Source organism: Pyrobaculum sp., assembly GCF_049971835.1.
GTDB lineage: Archaea > Thermoproteota > Thermoprotei > Thermoproteales > Thermoproteaceae > Pyrobaculum.
Window position 1 is genome coordinate 1 of record NZ_JBMFKV010000025.1, and the last position, 17,792, is coordinate 17,792.

At 59.9% G+C, this 17,792-nt stretch carries 29 protein-coding genes; 8 read left to right on the plus strand and 21 right to left on the minus strand.

Translation table 11 applies throughout. The annotated features are described in order from the left end of the window. Positions 1-166 precede the first annotated feature (166 nt). Genes ACP5J3_RS03605 through ACP5J3_RS03625 form a run of 5 tightly spaced genes read right to left on the minus strand, consistent with a single transcriptional unit; the run spans position 167 to position 3,245 of the window. Complete coding sequence (locus ACP5J3_RS03605) at positions 167-844, minus strand: ribbon-helix-helix domain-containing protein (RefSeq protein ID WP_428494400.1); 678 nt, start codon at positions 842-844, stop codon at positions 167-169. Continuing rightward, entirely contained in the window at positions 841-1,479 is a 639-nt protein-coding gene (locus tag ACP5J3_RS03610; RefSeq protein WP_428494401.1) for a hypothetical protein, read from the minus strand. The genes ACP5J3_RS03605 and ACP5J3_RS03610 overlap by 4 nt, the downstream gene beginning before the upstream one ends. After that, complete coding sequence (locus ACP5J3_RS03615; protein WP_428494402.1) at positions 1,472-1,690, minus strand: hypothetical protein; 219 nt, start codon at positions 1,688-1,690, stop codon at positions 1,472-1,474. The genes ACP5J3_RS03610 and ACP5J3_RS03615 overlap by 8 nt, the downstream gene beginning before the upstream one ends. Positions 1,691-1,741: 51 nt before the next feature. Then, positions 1,742-2,107, minus strand: a complete 366-nt coding sequence (locus tag ACP5J3_RS03620; protein WP_428494403.1) for a hypothetical protein — start codon at positions 2,105-2,107, stop codon at positions 1,742-1,744. Continuing rightward, positions 2,097-3,245: an ATP-binding protein gene (locus ACP5J3_RS03625; RefSeq protein WP_428494404.1), complete on the minus strand. Its 1,149-nt coding sequence runs from the start codon at positions 3,243-3,245 to the stop codon at positions 2,097-2,099. Before ACP5J3_RS03625 ends, ACP5J3_RS03620 begins: the two co-directional genes overlap by 11 nt. 141 nt (positions 3,246-3,386) lie before the next feature. On the opposite strand from ACP5J3_RS03625, the gene ACP5J3_RS03630 reads away from it, so the two are divergent. From ACP5J3_RS03630 to ACP5J3_RS03640, 3 genes are all read left to right on the plus strand, one after another. After that, positions 3,387-3,740, plus strand: a complete 354-nt coding sequence (locus tag ACP5J3_RS03630) for a hypothetical protein (RefSeq protein WP_428494405.1) — start codon at positions 3,387-3,389, stop codon at positions 3,738-3,740. Positions 3,741-4,395: 655 nt separating this feature from the next. After that, a complete protein-coding gene (locus tag ACP5J3_RS03635) occupies positions 4,396-4,773 on the plus strand; it encodes a hypothetical protein (protein ID WP_428494406.1) in 378 nt (125 codons plus the stop codon). A 206-nt stretch (positions 4,774-4,979) separates the two neighbouring features. Next, on the plus strand, positions 4,980-5,735 hold the full coding sequence (locus tag ACP5J3_RS03640) for a hypothetical protein (protein WP_428494407.1): 756 nt from the start codon (positions 4,980-4,982) through the stop codon (positions 5,733-5,735). 110 nt (positions 5,736-5,845) lie between these two features. On the opposite strand, the gene ACP5J3_RS03645 is transcribed toward ACP5J3_RS03640, so the two are convergent. The 9 genes from ACP5J3_RS03645 to ACP5J3_RS03685 all read right to left on the minus strand — a co-directional run bounded on the left by ACP5J3_RS03645 (position 5,846) and on the right by ACP5J3_RS03685 (position 9,298). After that, the gene (locus ACP5J3_RS03645; RefSeq protein WP_428494408.1) at positions 5,846-6,040 is read right to left on the minus strand and encodes a hypothetical protein; all 195 of its coding nucleotides are present in this window, start codon (positions 6,038-6,040) and stop codon (positions 5,846-5,848) included. Positions 6,041-6,130: 90 nt separating this feature from the next. Next, positions 6,131-6,658 (minus strand): hypothetical protein, encoded by a 528-nt coding sequence (locus tag ACP5J3_RS03650; protein WP_428494409.1) that lies wholly within the window; start codon positions 6,656-6,658, stop codon positions 6,131-6,133. A 22-nt stretch (positions 6,659-6,680) separates the two neighbouring features. Next, the gene (locus ACP5J3_RS03655) at positions 6,681-7,052 is read right to left on the minus strand and encodes a hypothetical protein (protein ID WP_428494410.1); all 372 of its coding nucleotides are present in this window, start codon (positions 7,050-7,052) and stop codon (positions 6,681-6,683) included. Continuing rightward, positions 7,028-7,357, minus strand: coding sequence for a hypothetical protein (locus ACP5J3_RS03660; RefSeq protein ID WP_428494411.1), 330 nt, complete (start codon positions 7,355-7,357; stop codon positions 7,028-7,030). Before ACP5J3_RS03660 ends, ACP5J3_RS03655 begins: the two co-directional genes overlap by 25 nt. Next, positions 7,354-7,653: a hypothetical protein gene (locus ACP5J3_RS03665; protein WP_428494412.1), complete on the minus strand. Its 300-nt coding sequence runs from the start codon at positions 7,651-7,653 to the stop codon at positions 7,354-7,356. Before ACP5J3_RS03665 ends, ACP5J3_RS03660 begins: the two co-directional genes overlap by 4 nt. Then, positions 7,650-8,165 carry a hypothetical protein gene (locus tag ACP5J3_RS03670; RefSeq protein WP_428494413.1) on the minus strand — a complete coding sequence of 172 codons (516 nt, stop codon included), beginning with the start codon at positions 8,163-8,165 and terminating at the stop codon, positions 7,650-7,652. The genes ACP5J3_RS03665 and ACP5J3_RS03670 overlap by 4 nt, the downstream gene beginning before the upstream one ends. After that, positions 8,162-8,806 carry a hypothetical protein gene (locus tag ACP5J3_RS03675; protein ID WP_428494414.1) on the minus strand — a complete coding sequence of 215 codons (645 nt, stop codon included), beginning with the start codon at positions 8,804-8,806 and terminating at the stop codon, positions 8,162-8,164. The genes ACP5J3_RS03670 and ACP5J3_RS03675 overlap by 4 nt, the downstream gene beginning before the upstream one ends. Positions 8,807-8,872: 66 nt before the next feature. Further along, the gene (locus ACP5J3_RS03680; protein ID WP_428494415.1) at positions 8,873-9,115 is read right to left on the minus strand and encodes a hypothetical protein; all 243 of its coding nucleotides are present in this window, start codon (positions 9,113-9,115) and stop codon (positions 8,873-8,875) included. A gap of 21 nt (positions 9,116-9,136) precedes the next feature. Next, positions 9,137-9,298, minus strand: coding sequence for a hypothetical protein (locus ACP5J3_RS03685; RefSeq protein WP_428494416.1), 162 nt, complete (start codon positions 9,296-9,298; stop codon positions 9,137-9,139). Between the two features lie 48 nt (positions 9,299-9,346). Here ACP5J3_RS03685 and ACP5J3_RS03690 point away from each other — a divergent pair, with 48 nt between their 5' ends. Further along, positions 9,347-9,958 carry a hypothetical protein gene (locus ACP5J3_RS03690; protein WP_428494417.1) on the plus strand — a complete coding sequence of 204 codons (612 nt, stop codon included), beginning with the start codon at positions 9,347-9,349 and terminating at the stop codon, positions 9,956-9,958. On the opposite strand, the gene ACP5J3_RS03695 is transcribed toward ACP5J3_RS03690, so the two are convergent. The 3 genes from ACP5J3_RS03695 to ACP5J3_RS03705 are packed head-to-tail and all read right to left on the minus strand — an operon-like array spanning position 9,955 to position 10,782. Continuing rightward, positions 9,955-10,386, minus strand: coding sequence for a hypothetical protein (locus tag ACP5J3_RS03695; RefSeq protein ID WP_428494418.1), 432 nt, complete (start codon positions 10,384-10,386; stop codon positions 9,955-9,957). The genes ACP5J3_RS03690 and ACP5J3_RS03695 overlap by 4 nt on opposite strands. Then, positions 10,362-10,586: a hypothetical protein gene (locus ACP5J3_RS03700; RefSeq protein ID WP_428494419.1), complete on the minus strand. Its 225-nt coding sequence runs from the start codon at positions 10,584-10,586 to the stop codon at positions 10,362-10,364. Before ACP5J3_RS03700 ends, ACP5J3_RS03695 begins: the two co-directional genes overlap by 25 nt. 52 nt (positions 10,587-10,638) lie before the next feature. Next, positions 10,639-10,782, minus strand: a complete 144-nt coding sequence (locus ACP5J3_RS03705) for a hypothetical protein (protein WP_428494420.1) — start codon at positions 10,780-10,782, stop codon at positions 10,639-10,641. Positions 10,783-10,874: 92 nt separating this feature from the next. Between ACP5J3_RS03705 and ACP5J3_RS03710 the strand changes: the two genes are divergently transcribed. After that, a complete protein-coding gene (locus ACP5J3_RS03710; protein ID WP_428494421.1) occupies positions 10,875-12,251 on the plus strand; it encodes an ATP-binding protein in 1,377 nt (458 codons plus the stop codon). On the opposite strand, the gene ACP5J3_RS03715 is transcribed toward ACP5J3_RS03710, so the two are convergent. Both ACP5J3_RS03715 and ACP5J3_RS03720 read right to left on the minus strand, forming a co-directional pair. Continuing rightward, on the minus strand, positions 12,161-12,364 hold the full coding sequence (locus ACP5J3_RS03715; RefSeq protein ID WP_428494422.1) for a hypothetical protein: 204 nt from the start codon (positions 12,362-12,364) through the stop codon (positions 12,161-12,163). The genes ACP5J3_RS03710 and ACP5J3_RS03715 overlap by 91 nt on opposite strands. Continuing rightward, on the minus strand, positions 12,357-12,617 hold the full coding sequence (locus ACP5J3_RS03720) for a hypothetical protein (RefSeq protein ID WP_428494423.1): 261 nt from the start codon (positions 12,615-12,617) through the stop codon (positions 12,357-12,359). Before ACP5J3_RS03720 ends, ACP5J3_RS03715 begins: the two co-directional genes overlap by 8 nt. A gap of 72 nt (positions 12,618-12,689) precedes the next feature. Here ACP5J3_RS03720 and ACP5J3_RS03725 point away from each other — a divergent pair, with 72 nt between their 5' ends. Next, positions 12,690-13,544, plus strand: a complete 855-nt coding sequence (locus ACP5J3_RS03725) for a hypothetical protein (protein ID WP_428494424.1) — start codon at positions 12,690-12,692, stop codon at positions 13,542-13,544. Here the strand turns inward: ACP5J3_RS03725 and ACP5J3_RS03730 are convergent. Both ACP5J3_RS03730 and ACP5J3_RS03735 read right to left on the minus strand, forming a co-directional pair. Next, on the minus strand, positions 13,541-16,399 hold the full coding sequence (locus ACP5J3_RS03730; protein WP_428494425.1) for a bifunctional DNA primase/polymerase: 2,859 nt from the start codon (positions 16,397-16,399) through the stop codon (positions 13,541-13,543). The two genes, ACP5J3_RS03725 and ACP5J3_RS03730, sit on opposite strands and share 4 nt — an antisense overlap. Further along, a complete protein-coding gene (locus tag ACP5J3_RS03735; protein WP_428494426.1) occupies positions 16,396-16,623 on the minus strand; it encodes a hypothetical protein in 228 nt (75 codons plus the stop codon). The genes ACP5J3_RS03730 and ACP5J3_RS03735 overlap by 4 nt, the downstream gene beginning before the upstream one ends. An 835-nt stretch (positions 16,624-17,458) precedes the next feature. Between ACP5J3_RS03735 and ACP5J3_RS03740 the strand changes: the two genes are divergently transcribed. Then, the gene (locus tag ACP5J3_RS03740; protein ID WP_428494427.1) at positions 17,459-17,614 is read left to right on the plus strand and encodes a hypothetical protein; all 156 of its coding nucleotides are present in this window, start codon (positions 17,459-17,461) and stop codon (positions 17,612-17,614) included. Then, a partial coding sequence (locus ACP5J3_RS03745; RefSeq protein WP_428494428.1) for a hypothetical protein occupies positions 17,607-17,792 on the plus strand: 186 nt, incomplete at its 3' end. The genes ACP5J3_RS03740 and ACP5J3_RS03745, both read left to right, overlap by 8 nt.

Genomic DNA, 17,792 nt, shown 5'->3' on the forward strand with positions numbered 1-17,792 from the left:
CTCTGCCATATGCGCCTCACGAAGTCCAGGTATTGGGGGAAGCTGGCGCCGCGCCTAGCCGCCGTTATACCGATATCAACGAGGATCTCTTCGGCGCCATCTAGCACACATGATCTGCCGAATGTACACAGCCTCCACGGCGTGCAGGGATCTGGCGTGTAGATCTTCATATCGAGCGCCATTTGTCGAGCATCTGTCTAATTGCCGTTCTAACGACTTCGGAGCGGCTGGGGTATCTGCCTTCTTCGACCAGCCTGTCCATGATCTTGAGGAGCTCTGGTGGCAGGTGGAACGAGATAACCGCCATCCTCTCTCTGCTCGCGCTCCGTGGGCGCTCCGTCTGCGTCCATCTGTCGAGCATCTGTCTAATGGCCTCTCTTACCACGGCCGATCTGTGCGGATACTTGCCCTCTTTGACTAGCTCGTCTATTGCCCTCAGCCACGAGGGCGGGATGTGTAGCGTGATTATCGGCATCTTCTCGCCACCGCTCTCGCTACTGGGGGGCCTCCCCCTCCGCGGCTTTGGGCCGAGCTCAAGCCCGCCAGCTGGTAGCCGCTGTACCGCGGCGAGTTGCTTGAGCTCATCTAGGGTTATGGACTTCAGCGCGTCGACGGTGAAGATGTACCGCACCAGCTTCTTCCTCCTGTGTATGTGGCAACCGTGGCGGCGGCAGAGCTCCCTCAGCACCATACTTACATACCGCACCGCCTTCATATCGCTGGCCAGCCTCGACGGGCGTAGCGCCACGACGTTGCCACGCGCCCCCTCTGCGATTTCCCTCATCCTGCGGAACAGCGCCTCGATCGCTCTGCCATTTTCCACGTGATATCTGGTTACGATCATACCCTCCCCCTCAGCACCTCTATCTCCTCCTCCTCAGATGCCTCTACGCGCGGTGGCGGGCTTGGCGCGCGCCTGCTAGCGCTGGCGCGCCTCTTGCATGCGTTTAGGTGGCGCCGCTCCGCCAGCCTCACCACGCCATCTGGCGGATATATCTCCTCCGCCTCAACGCGCCTCTTCGCCTCCTCAGCATCCGCGCAGACGTATGTGCGGCCGTAGCGGCCCCTGTGGAAGACGCCTCCGAGGACAGACGCCATATACGCCAACACGGCGGCGTTGGTGGCTGGCGTATTCTTCCTGTAGATCTGGTACACGGAGATGCAGATCTTCCTCCCCCTGGCGCCCTCCACAATCCCCTTGATCGCTCTCAGCAGGAGCTTCTCCCTAACGCCAAGGGATCTCAGCACAGCCCTAATGGCGGCTCCTGGGCTGGCCGAGGGGGCGCAGTACGCCGCCAGCTTGTTCATAACCATGTACTTCCTCAGCTGGCCAGATGCGGCGAGCTCCTCCAGCACAGACTTCGCCGTGCTTACGCTCCTGCCGAGGATTTTTCCTAACTCAGACGCGGTGATGCAGCGCATGCTCTCAGCGAGCTCCAGCGCTCCCGCGCGCAGAGCGGCGTCGCGCCTCCTAGACATACTCCCTGCGCTTCAGCTCATAAACCGCTCCGCACGCCGGGCATCTGAGAATGCCCGGCGCGGCCTGTACCAAGAGACTGCGCCTGCAGAGCGGGCACCTCGGCAGGTGCTCCACCACCGAGTACTTTTTGATTTTCGCCAGCCGGGCCACCTCCTCCAGCAAAAAATCGCTTTCCCTACTCACTTTTATCACCGCCAGGTTCGGGTTCATGTGTGTGGAAACGTCCAGATTTTTAAATGTTGACTTTTTGGAGAAAAAAGGTTAACAGCTGTAGATCTTCTCCACCACCACCAGCGAGCCGTTCCACGTCTTGTAGGCCCTCCTCAGCGCCGAGTCTCTGTACCACCGCTCCCCCTCGCTCTGGGGGAAGCCAGGTGGCGGAGCGTACGCCGGGACTAGGGAGCCGTCCTCAGCCGTTAGGTACAGGCCGAGATCGCCGTAGGCGCGTATATACACCGCGCCTTGGCATACATACGCGTCGGCGGTGTACAGCCCCGGCGCCGTGGCGGCTACGTGTTTAGTGTACTCGTGCACAGCTGGCTGGCTGGCTAGGTACGCGTACAGCGCGGCGACTGCTACGGCGTAGATCAGCGCCGCTACTAGAAACGCCCCGCGGCTATTCCACATGGACCGACGGTGCGGGGGCGACGTACAGCGTGGCCATGTTCTTCAGAACGTCGTGGCACGGCGACACCCTGCACCTCACCTCCACCGTCCTCTCCTTTGTAATGCCCCTGCAGTCCTTCACAACCGATGGGAAGAGCCGCTTCAAGTGGCTACACACCTGCGCGGCTTGGGCCACGTTTCTGTAGATCACGGTGAGATCGTCTACAACTGTGCTCTCCACCGCGTTGCCAGCCAGCGCAAGCAGAAACCTGGTGCCGAAGTACTCCACCTGGGGCCTTGAGACAGGTATCCACCCAGCCACACTGCCGCCATCCCCCGCGGCCGGGTTTTTAGGCCCCCGCCCCATCACGAACTCCGCAATGGTCCTCTTCTTGTTGCTCAGATCAAGCTCCATTAGGTATGGCGAGTTGTACACCGGGAGGCGGAACTCCTGCACCTTGTAGTACGACGCCTCGCTCCTAGGCGTCCTCGCCCCCCTCACGTTCCTCAGCTTGATGTCTCCAACCACGTAGCCCTTGAACGTCCCGTCGTTCTCCTCCCCCTCCCGCCTGAACTCGTACACGTCTATCACTATGTCGATTGGGTAGCGGATGGGAGACGGGATTAGGTGCACGTCCTGCGCCACCACTACGAGGAACGGCGTCACGCCCCTCACGTTCGCCACCACCTGCCGGAGGAACTCAAGCGCCTTCTTCTTGTCTCCCTTCCACCAGCTCGACACATCTCTAGACCACAGAGCCACCTCGTCGAAGATGAGGCCAGCGGTGGCTGGCCTCGGCAGGTTGATGACGCGGGCGATCTCCAGAGGCGAGATCACCTTCAGCTTAAACACAGCGAGCTCGGAGTAGAGCCTCCTGGCGGTCCACACCCCGTGGATCCTCTCCGCAACCTTGCGGAACGGGTTGAAGTCGTTGTCCAGCGGATCCGTGCCATCAGCTGGCGACCACGCCCCAGCGTGCTTGAGGCCCCAGTACAGCCTACGCAACACCATGTTAATGGCGAGGGTAGTCTTCCCAGCACCCTGCGGGCCAACGATCGCCACACTCCTAAACGCTCCCGGGTGGAGGGGGGCGCGTATAGGCTTGAACTCTCTCCACTCAGTAACTACATCCGACGCTATTGCGTCTCTCAGAGACATGGAGATGAAGTACATCTATAGAGATTAAATCTTTGCACGGAGATTCACAGCCACGGCGGGGAGCGTGGGGTGGGGAAGGCTCGGCTCTCTTTACAAATTCCAAGAACGTAAAGAGTTAAGCCACCCCCCGCAGAGAGCCACGTGTCGAGGAAGCTCCTGCTCTACGAATACGCGGTGAAGAACAACGACCTGTCCATACCCGCGTCGAGGTGCCACGAGCTCCTCTCCACCCCGAGCCTGCCCCTCCAGCAGAGGTGCCAGGCGGCGCTGGCGTGCGCCCGCTCCCTCCCCGCCCTCATAACCGCGGGCGACGTCGGCGAGAAGGAGAGGAGAATCGCCGAGGTGGAGAAGTGCGTCGAGAGGAGGCTGGCGCACTACGCCCAGCACTTCGAGCGCGACTGCGCCCTAGCCGCGGCGTACATAGACTGCGCAAAGGAGACCGCCGCGTCCACAGTCGTCTGGCTACTGAAGCTGGCGGCGGCGCCCAGCTACTGAGCGCGGGCCAACGGGCCAAGCCCAAGCGAGCCAACGCATACATATGACGGGCCAACTGTACACGCCGATCCGGGCCAACGAAGAGCGGCGCACGGGCCAACTGAAGGCGGCCCCCGAGCCAACGCACACGGCGCACCGAGCCAACGCACCCCCGGGGCAGGGAGGCGTGAATGCGCGCGTTCCCAAACACGCAAAGCAAATTTTCAACAGAACAGATCCCGGAAAGAAAGCAGACACAGAAAAGAACTCGCCTTCAAAACGAATTCTGTCCCAAAACGAATTCAATTCTTGGTAGAAACAGTTTCTAAAAAGAAACCGGTGCTAGGTAGAAACGGCCCCGAGAAAGAAATCGATTCCACGAAGAAACACGTTTCTGTAAGAAGCAGGTCCTAGGTAGAAACAGCCCCCACAAAAAACCCGATTCGGAAGCAGTACCTAAAAAACAACGATTTCGTTTTGAAAATGAGTTCTACAAAAAACCCGAATCAGAAGTAGCTTTTAGAAAGAAACAGCTCTCACGCGTAGAGAATACATAGAGGAGTGGATAAAGCCAATCTTGGAGAATCTTGTGGACAGCAAAACTCAGCCATCTGCCAAAGGTAATATCGACACTAGTCGAACGTCACTGTTATAAGCCTGGAGTTTTCTCACACACATGAGTGAGAACAAGATAATAAGACAGGGAAAGTTCGACTTCGGAAGTGGAAACATGGGATATAGATTAGAAGAGAGAAGTGGCGAACTGTATCTGGTGTTAGAGGATGGCGCCGAAATTGAATTCGAAGTCAAGAAATTGATAAAGGAGGTGCATGAAAGAGGGATATCTCCCTCGTGGCGCGTCCTCACAAGCATATCTCTGGCTCACGAGCCATTGATCTCAATAGAGAGAATGGAGAGAGTTGTTGCGACGTGTTATGACGGTGTGCACTACACGATCTACGTAGTGCTAGGCGCGGTATTTTCACCGCTCTACTACTTGTATGTGCTTGTCAGTAGAGCCGAACCCGAGCTCTCGAAAGCTCTCTGTTCCTAAGCTTTTTTCTGTTCTACTCTCTTTTCCCTCTCTTTACGTGTTTTACATTAGCGCTTTTCTTTACCTTTCTATTTGTTGATCGTCGTCCAGAGCATAGGTACCTCCCGCCGATGGCCACGGTGGTATCCCAACATTAGCCAGCTGACGGAGGTAATATCAACAACTGACGAACGTTACTGTTATAAATCTGGAGTTTTCTCACACACATGAACGAGAAAACACAAGTGGCCGCCGCGGAGGCGGCCGGGGCCCAAGCGGGGGGCCTGGCAACAGAACCCGCCCTAATTGGAGATACTATGGTAGCGGAAGCTGTTCAACAACAGAACAGCGCGTTTGTCAAGCAGGCGCTAGCGCTGGCGATGATGCGTGAAAAGAGCGTGGTGGTGAGATCTACTATTCTAGAGCTGGCAATGTATCACCTCGGCGCGGCGACTGATGAACTAATTGATGAACTGCTTAAAAGTGTTGAAAAGTACCGCATCGGCGCATGTGGCGATGTCTACATTATAGTACCTGAGCAGGAGCTTGATTTACTTAGACGCATCGACGCGGAGTTTCTAAATACACTGTGCACAACGCTATTGTTCTCAGATGAAGTCGACGGAAACAAGTGGTGGAACGTCGTGGCGCGTGCAATAGAGAACTACATCATGCTTAAGATCTCAGACATGGACTGGTCTCCAGCTAAGGAGCTCCTGAACCGCGCCATGGAGGCGGGATTCAAGATTGAAATTGTACATGACGAAGACACAACTGAGTATAGAATAACTGCGCCTACTGGCGATGCAGTATCTGTGTACCACGTCAAAGGTATCTCAAAAAGAGGATTGAAAGCTCGGCAGATTGACTGCGAGCTGGGCGTAGGCGCCACCAGGGGCGCCGGACTGCGCCACTGTCAGAAAGCCGTATTTGTCCACCGACGCGGCGTACGCAACGCCAGCAGACAGCTGGTATGCGTCTGAGACAGACGTCGTGGCGAAGGCTAGGGACTTCCCAGCGGCGTCTACCACGTAGGCGAGTATGGCGAGGGCGGCGAAGGCGGCGGCTGTCGCGAAGACGGCGGCTAGGAGCCTCACGGCGTTGGCGGCCTGGCGATCGTCTTCACCTCGCCCGTGGCGAGGTCCTTAACCACCAGGGTGTGGCCGTGGACAGCTATGACTTCATACGGCCTCCCGCCGATGTACACCACGTTCCTCTGAGCCGCCGCTGGGGGCACCTCCTCCAGATCCTTCTCCACCTCCCTCTTCAGCAGTTTGAACAGGGGCATGTGTATATGTCAGCAACTCGCTTAAATGCTTTCTGCACAGGCACGGGTCGAGGAAAAGCGCACACGCCAGAGCGGCCACCTCGAAGGCGCTCACTGCAGAACCGACACGCCTGTCCTCTCTTCGTTCGTGGCGTTGCTCCTCACCTTCGACGGTAGCGCCATGGCCACCGTTGAGGCGGTGACTAGAGTGGCGGTGAGGACGAAGTCGGCGAAGCTCTTCACCCCCTCTGTGTACTTCCTAATGTACAGCCTGAAGTCGTCCCGCCTGTCCGCGGGGGGAGGAGGCGACTCCGGCCTGGCGGACCTCTCCATAACGGCGAGCTGGTACTGCATCGCCGATAGAAACGCCTCGTTGGCCACTGGCCAGGGCACTGCGTGCAGTCTAATCGCCGAGTAGAGCTGGGCCACCGCGGCGGCGTTGCTCCTCTGATCGAATAATGGCGCGAGCCTAGGCGCGTGCTCCTCGTCCACCTCCCCGGCGGAGTAGAACTTCTCCGTGTGTAGCATCGCCACGTGGGGATCGCTCCTCGCAACGGCGAGCCCGGCCCTGGAGCTCACCGAGAAGACCGTCCTCCTCTGCTCCTCCTCCCCCCTCTGCGGAGCGGCTGGCGCAGACATGTGCCTCCAGACGCCAAGGGGCTTAAATCCTTAGCTTCTCAGCGATCGCTCTGTAGTCGCTACAGAGCTCGCTGTATATTTTCGACAGCTTCTCCACGTCGACTTTACATACTGCCCCGCCGCAATGCGCAGAGGTGTATAGGAGGTATGTCAGCATGTGGTGGGTCACCGAGGGGAAGCCCAGGACGTACTTCTCCCACCCCCTCCTGCACTTCTTCACGGCGCTCCTCAGCCTCTTCCTCGCCACGCCCACCGCGGCGCCTACATCGTACCCCTGGACCCCGTCGATGATACTGCGGAGCGCCTCGCAGAGGCAACACATGTAGTAGAGAGAGTCGGGGCTCCTGGCCAGGAGGAGCCCCCTCCCGACTACACCACCACCGCCACTCTCCATGGGAGCACGGGATCGGAGCCATCCTCCTGGCTGGCCCTCACCCTAACCGCGCCCCTGGGCGTTGAGACGACGAAGACGCAGTCGGACTCCTCTTGCACCACTGCGTAGTCGTCCGGCGGCGGGGTTCTGAACACGAGCGCGCCCCCCGTGGCGGCTGTGAGGAAGAGGTACAGCGCGGCTAGGCCCATCCCCGTCAGCTTCTTCCCGCTGAGAGTGCGCAGGACTTCGCATGAAGAGACCTTCCCCTCGGCGCCGAGGAGCGCCGTGATGAACAGCCTAACCGAGGAGGTGAGGCTCTCCGTCATAGCCCAGGCACGCCTCTCTCAAACACCACGACGGAGCCGTCTCTGCACACCACATACGCTCTGCACACCTCTGAGCCGCATGTGTCGTACAGCACATCAGACACCGCTCTGCACGCGGAGAGGAGCTCGGAGGCGTCGAGAGGCCTCTCGACGCTCCGCCACACCACGCCGCCGTTTGGCGGAATGTAGAACCCCGTCACCATGTGCTCCTCGTCGCACTCAGTCTTGGGCCGCCCGCTGTTGATACACGCCTGCCACTCCCTCAGCCACCTGGACACGATCGCGAGGATGTTCACGCCTCCCCAGACGCGGAGGAGGTTAAACCCTTCTCTTCCCACGCCTCGCCAACCGCGACTGCGAGATCCTCCACGCGCCTGGGGAGCCACCTCAGCGCAGATCTCTCCACAACGCAGACAGCCTGTGGGGGCCTCCCATCCCTGACGCCCCACCAGCACAGCCACACGCCCTCCAGCTCTGCGGCGCCGGAGAGGAGGGCGGCGGCTACGGGGAGGGTCCACGGCGATATCCTTGAGCCAGGCCTGGCCGGGGGGACGAACGGCGGCGTTTTGTACACCGTCAAGGTGTAGATCAGAGGGCGTCTAAACGCCGCGGCGCGCTCGCTCACAGCCCTCGCCACCGAGGCTGGCGGAATGGCGTCTATGTAGACGGGCTCGTAGCCGTCGCACGCGTAGGATGCTGTGTCGGACTTGTACACCACACTCTCCTTGACACACGGCGTGAGGGAGCGCTCGTTCAGCCAAGCGCTCCAGTGGAAGCCAGCCAGGAGGACCGCCCTCAGCCAGCTCATCTGTGGAACACGAATAAGAGCGCCATGGCCACAATGCCGAAGGCTATTAGAGGCCACAGCCAGCCCGGCGCCGGGCTCGGCCCCCTCCTAGCCAGCCTCTGCGTCTCAGCGATGGCGTCCACGGTCCTAGCCGCTACGGCTGTGGCCTTCGACAGCGAGTACAGCACAGTGCCGAGGATCTGCGCGATCTTGTCGTAGTTGGGGAGGGCTATGGCCAGCCTCACCCCGCCTCTGTAGGCGGTCCACACCCTCCCCCCGCGTTGCGACCGCTCTTCGTACGCCTGGGCCAGGAACTCGTACAGCTGCTCCGCGGCGTGGGGATCCGCCACGTCTATCTCCCTGTCCCCTATGGCGACGGAAGCCACGCCGAGGTTCTGCAGGAAGCGCGACGCGTCCTCCGCGGAGAATATGGGGGCGCACCCAACAGCCTCAATCACGCTGTACCTCTTGTTGCCTATAACCACGTCGGTCCGCGACGGAGACGCAGGAGTGTAGAGGACGTAGCCCCTCCGCGGATCCACCCACTCGTTGCCATGGGGCCCCCTCCGCCTAAACCTAGCCAAGACCCAGCGGTTGGCGCAGACGTCCTTGAGGAGGACGAACTCCTCCTCGGGCCTGGGCAGAACCCTCCTGCCAAACACGCAGTGGGGTGGGGAGAGGAGGATAAAACCTTAGGGAGAGAACCCCCAGGGGAAAAAAGGGGTGGGTTATACTGTGCCTCCGAGGCTCGTTCTGAGGTACCAGATGATGAAGCCCGCCACCAGCACGATCAGCGAGACGCCGATCAGCTGGAACAGCGTAACCGTGTTGATCCCGATACGTACTGGTATAGTCGAGTTGATTACGTTCACTATGTACATGCCGACCACTAGCACCACCAGCACCACTATCACCATCACAGCTACCTTCGTTATATCGGTCTCGCCTTTGAGCTTCTGTTTCCTGGGCATGTGCTCCCGTAGCTCCGCGGTTTAAAAATCCGACGTACGGCGTCTGGCTACGGCTCTGCATATGAGCGCCGGGGCGAAGAGGATGGCTGGGATGAGCGCGGCGGAGAGCCAGGGAGGGGTCTGGAGGCCCCCCACCTCGGCCAGCGACAGCCCCGCCACAATTCCGGTGAAGTAGAGGCCCATGGAGAAGAGGCAGTCTAAGAATTTATCCGACCCGGCGTCTTGGGGAGCGTGGTGATCTGGATCGTCTTCTTCTTGTGGAGCTACTTCGCCAGGAGGGACGAAAACCCGTGGTTCTTCTCCGGCGCGGCCTCTCTCCTCGCCGAGCTTGTGATCTGGGCGGCGCTCGCCGAGGCGATCTACGCCAAGGCCCTCCCCGCCCATTTAGAAATGGCGGCGTCCCACATCCTCATCACCTCCGCCGTGGCGTCCACCGCCAGCCTGGGCTATGGCGCGTACCTCTCTGTGGCTGGCGACGTCGCAAGGAAGAGAGTACCCGGCGCTCCTGACTGCCTCGTAGACGTAGTTGCGAAATACGCGAAAGTCCCCGAAACCCGTCACATGGCTGAAGGGGGCCACGGCGTAGACGCCTCTGTTGCCGAGGCGCAGGAAGCCATCGCTAATCTCGCCCCTGATGATGCGGAAGCCAGCGGCCTCCAGCAACCTGGCGAGGTAGCCAACCCGCCTCCCGGTGGCGAACTTGGACAGCCTGATGGGCATGTGCTCGATCAGAGCGCCGTAGCGGGAGGCTTTGCTCCAGACGTCCCGCAGGAAGGCGTCCAGAGATCTGCAGAGGGGGTGGCTCACGGAGGTAAGAGCAGGAGGAGGAAGAAAAACCTTTAGATCTGCCTCAAGAGCTTGGCGAGCGCCTCCATGTACTGGGGCCCGAGCCTCACGGCGACTTCGTACAGCACGTGCATGTCGCACGTGGGGTGGGACGCCTCTACGCATTTGAATATGTTCGACACCGCGGCTTTGTAGACGTAGTACTTGTCCAGCGGTACGGCGCCTGCCTCGAACCACGACGCGATCTCCTTCCTCGCCTCGGCCTTGAGGCAGTGCGTAATCTCGGCGCACACCCCCTCGCCGGGCTGGCCCACCGTGTCGAGGCAACGGGAGAGCGCTGGCTTGATAGCCCGCTCGTACACCTCCCTCCTCGCCTCCACGTCCCCAACACACTTCTCCAAGAACCTGGAGTAGACGCTCTCCCGCACCGGGGCGAACTCCGGCCTAGTGGCGGCTATCGCTACCTCTGCAGATATCTGGTACATGCCTCCTCCGCCGCCCTGCTGACGAGCCTCATGCTAGACGCAGAGGCCACCGCCAGCCCCAGCGCGATGGACGCCGAGGCGAGGTTCGCCAAACCGCCGTACAGCAGGAAGAATGAGCCGTAGGCAAGGGCCATGACTGTGGAGAGCACGGCGACTGCGAAGAGCCCCCTCCTAACTCTGAGAATCTTCACGCAGTCCACGAGAGGAAGGGGGAAAGGGTGGGAAAAAAGTTTAGGTTGGAGGGAGAGGCGACTACTTCTTTCTGAGGTGCTCGGCAATGCATCTGCGGTAGGCCTGAAGCCGCTGGCCCTTGGGGAGGCCAGCGACCTGCGCTTTACATACCTTCGCGGCTTCTCTAAACCTTTGCCTTATCTCCATCTGTTTTGTTGATGCCATAGTCGGCGTATTTACTCGTATTTATAAATCTAGCGGGCGGTTTAACTTCGGCAAGGGTAAAGAGTTTTTAGCCGCGGAGCGGCTCTGCGTATGTGAAGATCTGCGACTACGTCATCTGGAGGGGGGAGCCGCCAGCCCTCGGCGAGGCTGTGGACGGGTGCGTCGTCTGGCTGTGGACCAAGGTGCTGAGGCCGTCTGCAGAGGTGGTGGGGCCCTGCTCGCCATCTAGGACAGACGCATGCGCCCCGCCGAGGGAGGGGGAGAGGATAGTCTGGTTCTGGCACTCTGGCAAGTATCTGGTATACAGACGCGACATCTGGAGGGAGGTGTACGCCGCGGTGTGGGGGGCCCTCGAGACGGGGAGGCCAGCCACAGTGCTCTTGGCTGGCGCCTCCCGCACGGGGAAGACCTCCATGGCGAGGATGGTGCTTGAGGCGCTGGGCATGCCGTACCAGATCCTCTCGGGGGATCAGTTCCTCTCGAAGTACGTGGGGGAGTCGGAGGCGGCTGTGAGGGAGGCCCTCTCCGCCGCCGCGCAGAGGGGCATATCGCTGATCGTAGACGAAATCGACGGGCTCTTCCCCTCCGTCGACAGGTTCGGCGCGGAGCAACCAGCCGAGGTTGTCAAGACGAGGACGGCGTTCCTCCACTACATGGACCGCCTCATGCGCTCCAGCGCGAGGGTGGCTCTGATAGCCACAACCAACGTAGATGTCAATCTCTTCCCGGAGGAGGTGCGCAACCGCTTCAAGACCATTGTGGAGTTCCCAAAGCCATCTGCCGAGGAGTACGAGCTCGTCGTGAGGCTATACGGCGGGGATCCGTCTCTCGCGCAGAGGGCGGTGGCCGCCATGGCGCCGTACGACGCGGTGGAGAGGTGCGCAACTGGCGGGCCGTGCCGGCTGGAGCCGGAGATGCTGGCGGTGTACGCGGGGGGCGCCCAGCTGGCGCACCACTCCTCCTCAGCCGCCATCCCCATAGCAGATCTGCGGAGATATATATCGCTCGGCGTGCCTTTTACATTTACGCTGAGCAACTACGGCGGCGAGAACACAGAAATCGCCGAGGCTCTGTACATCTCTCTAGTGTCGAGGAAGGCTGTTGTAATAACGAGAGACAGGGAGGAGTACGGGAGGATCCTCAAGCAGGCGAGGTACTACGACGTGGTGCTCGCGCCTCTGGAGGACACGGTAGACGCCAGAGATATCTGGGCGGCGTACAGGAGGGTGCCAGTGGCGCTCATCGGCTGGAGAGACGCGCCGAGGGGGGTGAGGAGGGTGACGGCCTCCGTCGATCAGTACTACGTAGGCGCCAAGCCGCTGAGGCAGTGGCTTGAGGAGGAGGCGAAGAGGGTGTCGGAGGCCCTGGCGCCGAGGTCCTACAGCCTCCTCAGCTCGGAGAGGGTGGAGAGCACAGTGGCGAGGCCTATTAGGACCGTCAGCTCGTCGAAGCCGAAGAGCTCGGCGTAGAGGGCCACAGCCGCCGCGCCCCCAGCGACGCCGGGAACCAGCCACCTCCTCGACACGAAGGATAGCAGTGGCAGGATCGTGCCGATTAGCACAACCAAAACCTTCTCAAGCATAGTACTCCTTCAGCGTGGATATGATGCCGATCATTGTTAAAGCGATAGCGGCGACTGTGAGGAGCGTGGGAACTGCCTGCTGGGCCAAGACGCAACCGGGCGAGGGGATCCGCGTCGTAGTGGTGGTGGCTACGCCGCTCACTGTAGTCGTGGTGGTGGCGTTTACGTAGGGGCACGTTTTGGACACCGCCGCGCTGGAGGCCCCGACTATGAACAAGATCACCGCGAGGACGAAGAGGGGGAGCGTCTTCACGCCCTGGAGCACGCGCGGAGGTAAAAAACTTTGCCGCTCGGCAGATATTTAACTCCAGCCGCAGGTGCGCACATGCCCTCAACCAGGGATCCCAGGAAGGCCCCTGTGGCGCAGGAGAAGAGCCCCGCGGACAGGGTGAGGGAGGCCCTAAGCGCCCTCGCCGCCGCGGTGGCGGATCCCCTCCGCGTCGACTCCTTCCTCACCTACCACAAAGAGGGGGTGACGATTCTGAGAGACGCCGCGGCCCCGGTGGCGGCGGCGATATTCCTCCAGTACATGGACAGAATCTCGGCCCTCCTGGGCGAGCCCCAGCCGCAGCAGAGGAGCCTCAAGGGGGCTCTCAAAGAGACCGCGTGGGCGGTCTTCTGGAAGGGGGTGATGGGCGTCCAGCCGCCGCCTCTGGAGAAGAGGGCGGAGGCGCTAGCCGTGAAGCTGACAGACGCGGAGAGGGGCAACCTCCGCAAGCTGTACAACTACCTGGCGGAGCAACTGTCGATCGCCGTGGTGAGGACCGCCGAGGCGCTGAGAGAGAAGGAGGCGGCGCTCCCCAAGACCGGCTTCGAGGGGGTCGCCGAGTACGACGCCGCTCTGCGCCTTGTGGGGGACGAGACGGGGAGGATATCCAGAGCCAAGTGGCTTGACTACGTCCTCTTGAGGCACGGCCTTGAGCTGGAGAGGGCCCCGATCTCCGAGGTTGCGTGGTCCTACCTCGCCAAGCTCGTGGACAGGGATTGGCTTGAGAGAACCTCCGCCACCTACCCGGAGCTCGGCGTGAGGAAGGACTACCTAATAAAGCTGGCGGCTTCGCTGGGTAGCAGATCCAAGATCTACCGCTACATACTGCAGAAGCACGGCGTGCTGATGGGCGCGGAGAAGGTGAAGGAGGAGGCGAAGAAGATCCTGGAAAAAATCAGGCAGAGGGTTTAGGGCTCGAAGAGCCTCACGAAGCAGTGCATCGGCACGCCTACGTACCTGTACCTCTCCTTCCTCTTGTACTCCGCTGTGCATCCGCTCTCTCCGAACCGCTCGTTGAGCTTCTCGGCGAGGTTCTTCAAGTTGGTCGACTCCCTCAGCTTGTGGAGCGCCGAGGAGGTGATAACCACTTCGCCATCCAGTTGCTGGGTGCATTCTAGACACTTTACGCCGACGTCGATGAGCATGTCGCGCAACAGCAACTCGGCCACGCAGTCCCTCAGCATCTTCTCAGCCGAGCAGTGCCTCTTCGCCTCCTGCGCGATCAGCTCCACCAAGGCCTCCACCTCGTCTACGTACTGCTCCTCGGCCTGCTGGTGCTCCTGGGGATCCACCTCCGGCACCGAGCCGCCCAGCTTCCCAACGATGTACCTCATGTACTCCACGGCCGCCTTGACGTAGTCCCCCTGGAGGATTATGTCCTTCACTTTGTCCCACTCCTTCACCGCGATCTCTAGATACAGCCTTCCGAACGACAGGAGATCTCTGGCGCGGGCCTCCCGCCACCGCTGGAAGTCTCTCACGCGCTCTGGCGGTATCACCTCGGAGCGGGAGAACTGTAGCAAATAGACGCGCGCCGCCACGCCTGGATCGGTAATCCTCACAGTCTGCGCCGTGATTATGAGGCCTGAGTACGCGGGGAAGGCCACGGTCCTTGTGCCAGCCGTGGCCACCTCCCACGCAGTCAGCTCGGTCGCTATGTTCTTTATTGTATCGGCCACGTTAGGCGACGTCGCGAAGGTCTTCGCCTCCTGCACCGCGAGGGGCAGAGTCGTGTTCATCACGGCGCGGCCAATCCTCGTCGGCTGGTACAGCACAGCGGCTGACTTCTCGTTCTTCTCCATACCGTAGATGTACTTCACCACGGTTCTCGCTATCTCAGACTTCCCGGTCTGCGGCTCGCCTGCAAGAATCAAAAGCAGGTTGCGGAGGTGGAACTGCTTCCGCAGGAAGTTGAACGCCTGGAACATGCCAAGGGTGTAGGCCAGCCACGCCTTTGAGCTGTCGCCGTAGAAGAGCTTCATAAACTCCAGAAACGCCTTGGGATCGCCCTCGGCCTTCACCAGCTGTCTGAAGTGCCGCGCCATGGGCCCCCGCGCCACGAGCTTCACCCGCCCGTCTTCGTGCACAATTCCAGACACGACGTAGCGCTCCACCTCCCTCCCCCCAGTCATTTCGGTAGCTATGGCGTCTATGATCCGCGCCAGCTCCTCCTCGGTGTATATCGACGAGGTGATGTGGCGGATCGCCCTCCCCACGTCCAGCTCAGATATCCACCTCAGCTTCTTGCAGTGCCTCCTCCTCCTGTGGCACAGCTTGATGTTGTAGTACGCCATCCCAGTCGTAGCGTCTATGTACCTCGCCACCCTGCTGACGTACCAGCCGGATGTTATCAGCTTGTAGCCATACGTCGTGAGCCTCCTCTGCGCCTCTTCCACCCACTTCTGATCCGCCAGGAGCGACTCGGCGATTTCGGAGATCCTCCCCCTGTCGCACCCCCCCTCAGCGGCGCACTGCCTAGCCGCCTCCTGCCTGGCGAGCGCCGCCAGCTTCCTTTCGCCTGGCAGTCTCTTGACCATATACGCCAGACCCCACGTGGGATCGTTGGCGATGTACTTAATGGCGTTCTCCCTGTCGAAGCGGAAGTCGTAGGTGATGAGGAGCGCTCTCTTGGGCTTCACACCCATCACCTGCAGGATCTGGTGGAGGAGATCCAGAGCCTTGGCCCTAGCCTCAAACTCGCCGATCTTCTCCACGCTCTGCATGACGGAGGCGGCGACTTCGGTGAAGCGCTTCCTCCCCCACCTCCTCTTCTCGCCACTTGCTGTGAAGACCCAGCGCCACGTGTCGAGGTTCTTCTTTCTGTTCTCGTCGCTGTACTGCCTCTCCGCCCACTCAGTGAGACGCTCCACAAAGCGCTTCGCGCTCTCCGCGTCGACGCATGCGCGCCACATTAGCGAAAGTGTGGCGAAGAGGACGTAGTCCCGGTAGCCAGGGACGTACAGAGACTTGATAACATTTATAATCTCGTCTATCTGAGCGTCAGTTAGAACACGCAACTGCTCGCAGTGGCGCACCCCCAGACCCCCAACCTCCCCCACGTCCCCCTCCCTCTTCTTCTCCCCCTCTCTGTAGCCGAGGGCCTCCAGGAAGCGCCTCCACGTCTCTGCGTCGAGCTCTGCTGGCTCTGGCATATCGTCTGGCGACACCTCCCACTCGTAGCGGGCGCCAGATGGGTGTAGCGATGGCGGTATCAGCTGGTACCCCCTTATCCTGATCTCAGCCGCGTACCCGAGGTTCGGCACTGGGAGTAGCTTCAAGACGCCCTCCCTAGGCGCAATTGAGGCGTCTATAAGAAACGCTCTAGCTCTACCACGGTTGCCAGGGACAAGCGGGAACCTGTGCCCCCTCTCGCAGGTGCACTCGTTGCCAGTGCACTTAATCCCGTGTTTTGGATCAAGGTTGTCGAGCGTACATACGGGGCACCGCGGCCCCGTCCTCCAGATCCACGTCCGCGGCAGTTGCACCCCCGCCTCCGCCAGCTTCGCGTCGACTGTGCCAGGAGCGTCTTCGTCTAGTATAATTAGTATCTTCTCCGGGTACTTCGGGTTGATCCTCCCCAGCAGAGCGTACCCAGTGGCTTTTTTGCTCGCCTTCTCGATGGCGAGGATGCATCTCTCGGGATTCCACTCGTCGTACAGATCCTCGTACTTGTCCAGCCCAACTGGTCGCTTGTCTTGAGCAACCGGGATTATGTTGTAGCCGCCATAGATCAGCCTCCTTACAAGCGATGCATCGTCGCGGCTCATGACTCGGTGAGGATGTAGCGCCTACCGCACTGCGGACAGCGCGCTACTCCACGATCCACATGTAACAGTAACACGTTGCACGTCGGGCATCTGGCCAACATCTCGATAACCTCTTGCTTCTTGATCCTCGACCACACGGCGGTGAGCTCCAGCAATCTATCGGAGTCGATCGTTACTTTCACATACGTCGTCTGCCGCCTCAATTTGTTTTCTATGTTTGACATAACCACCAAACTTTTCATGATTTTTAAGTTTAACTCAACGCCGAATCGACGTTCAACTGTCCTCTGAAAAACTTGCACAACGTTAAAACCCCTCGTCCGCGAGAAAAGTGTCACGCTTTCGCGTCATGCTTTGCATCTCCGCTGTGTGTCAAGTTTACAAAGTTTCTACACGCTTTTCCTGCAAAGCGCGCCGAATTTCTCAGCGTGACATGGCATGACATAAAGCGGGTTTCCGGACACTCGGCGCGCCATATAAATATCTAAGAGCCGTCGAGCTTCGGTAAACATCTAGATTTACTTTTTTCTACACGACGTGTCTCACGTCGAAGGGAAAAGCGTGACGCGCGACGTATCGGCGTGGCCTCTTTACAGATTTAGAGCGTATTTCCTCTTTACATGTTTAAAGAGGAGACGCTGACAAAGCGCGTGTCACGCTTAGCGAGACGCCGAACTCCACGTCGGGTTGCACATATAAATGACGAAGTATGTAAATAGCAAGAGGGGTGTAGATATATCCACGTCATGCCGAGCTTCTCGGAACTCGCTTTGTGTCAGCCTATGTCATGCTGAAAAACTCGGCGCGCCGTGCCAGAAAACCGAGAGCCAAATATGTAAAGAGTGACGCCTCCGTAGAACAATGGCGTGACGCGAAAGCGTGACGTTTTTCCCGCGGGGAAGGGGGTCTAACGGTGGACAAATTCACAGGAAACAGTAGAAACGTATATTTTTTAAGTAGGCAATTAAATGGCGGAAATCCAGAGGGAGAGTTGAATGTTGTGTGTGTGGTGTTTTTTATGCGCGTTATGTTTATATTGTTCGTTGTGTTTGTTGTGTCATGGGCCGGGACAGGAAGACTACGTACGTGTATGTGTCGGCGGAGGTGAAGGACATGCTGAGCAAGCTCAAGGCGAAGATGGTTATGGAGCGGGGCGGCGTGATCACATACTCCGACGTGATTAAGGAGCTGTTGGAGAGGTGTGGCTATGCGTAGGGCGAGGGGCACGCCGGAGGCCATCACTGTGGAGGAGGCGCTGAAGTTGCTCAGCAGGGCGTTCGGCAGGGCGTACGTGGAGGAGCTGGCGATGGCCGCCGACGCGGTGTTCGACGTCATCTCTGCCAGGGACGACATACAGAAGCTGAGGATCGCCATCGGCAACCGCTTCGCCAGA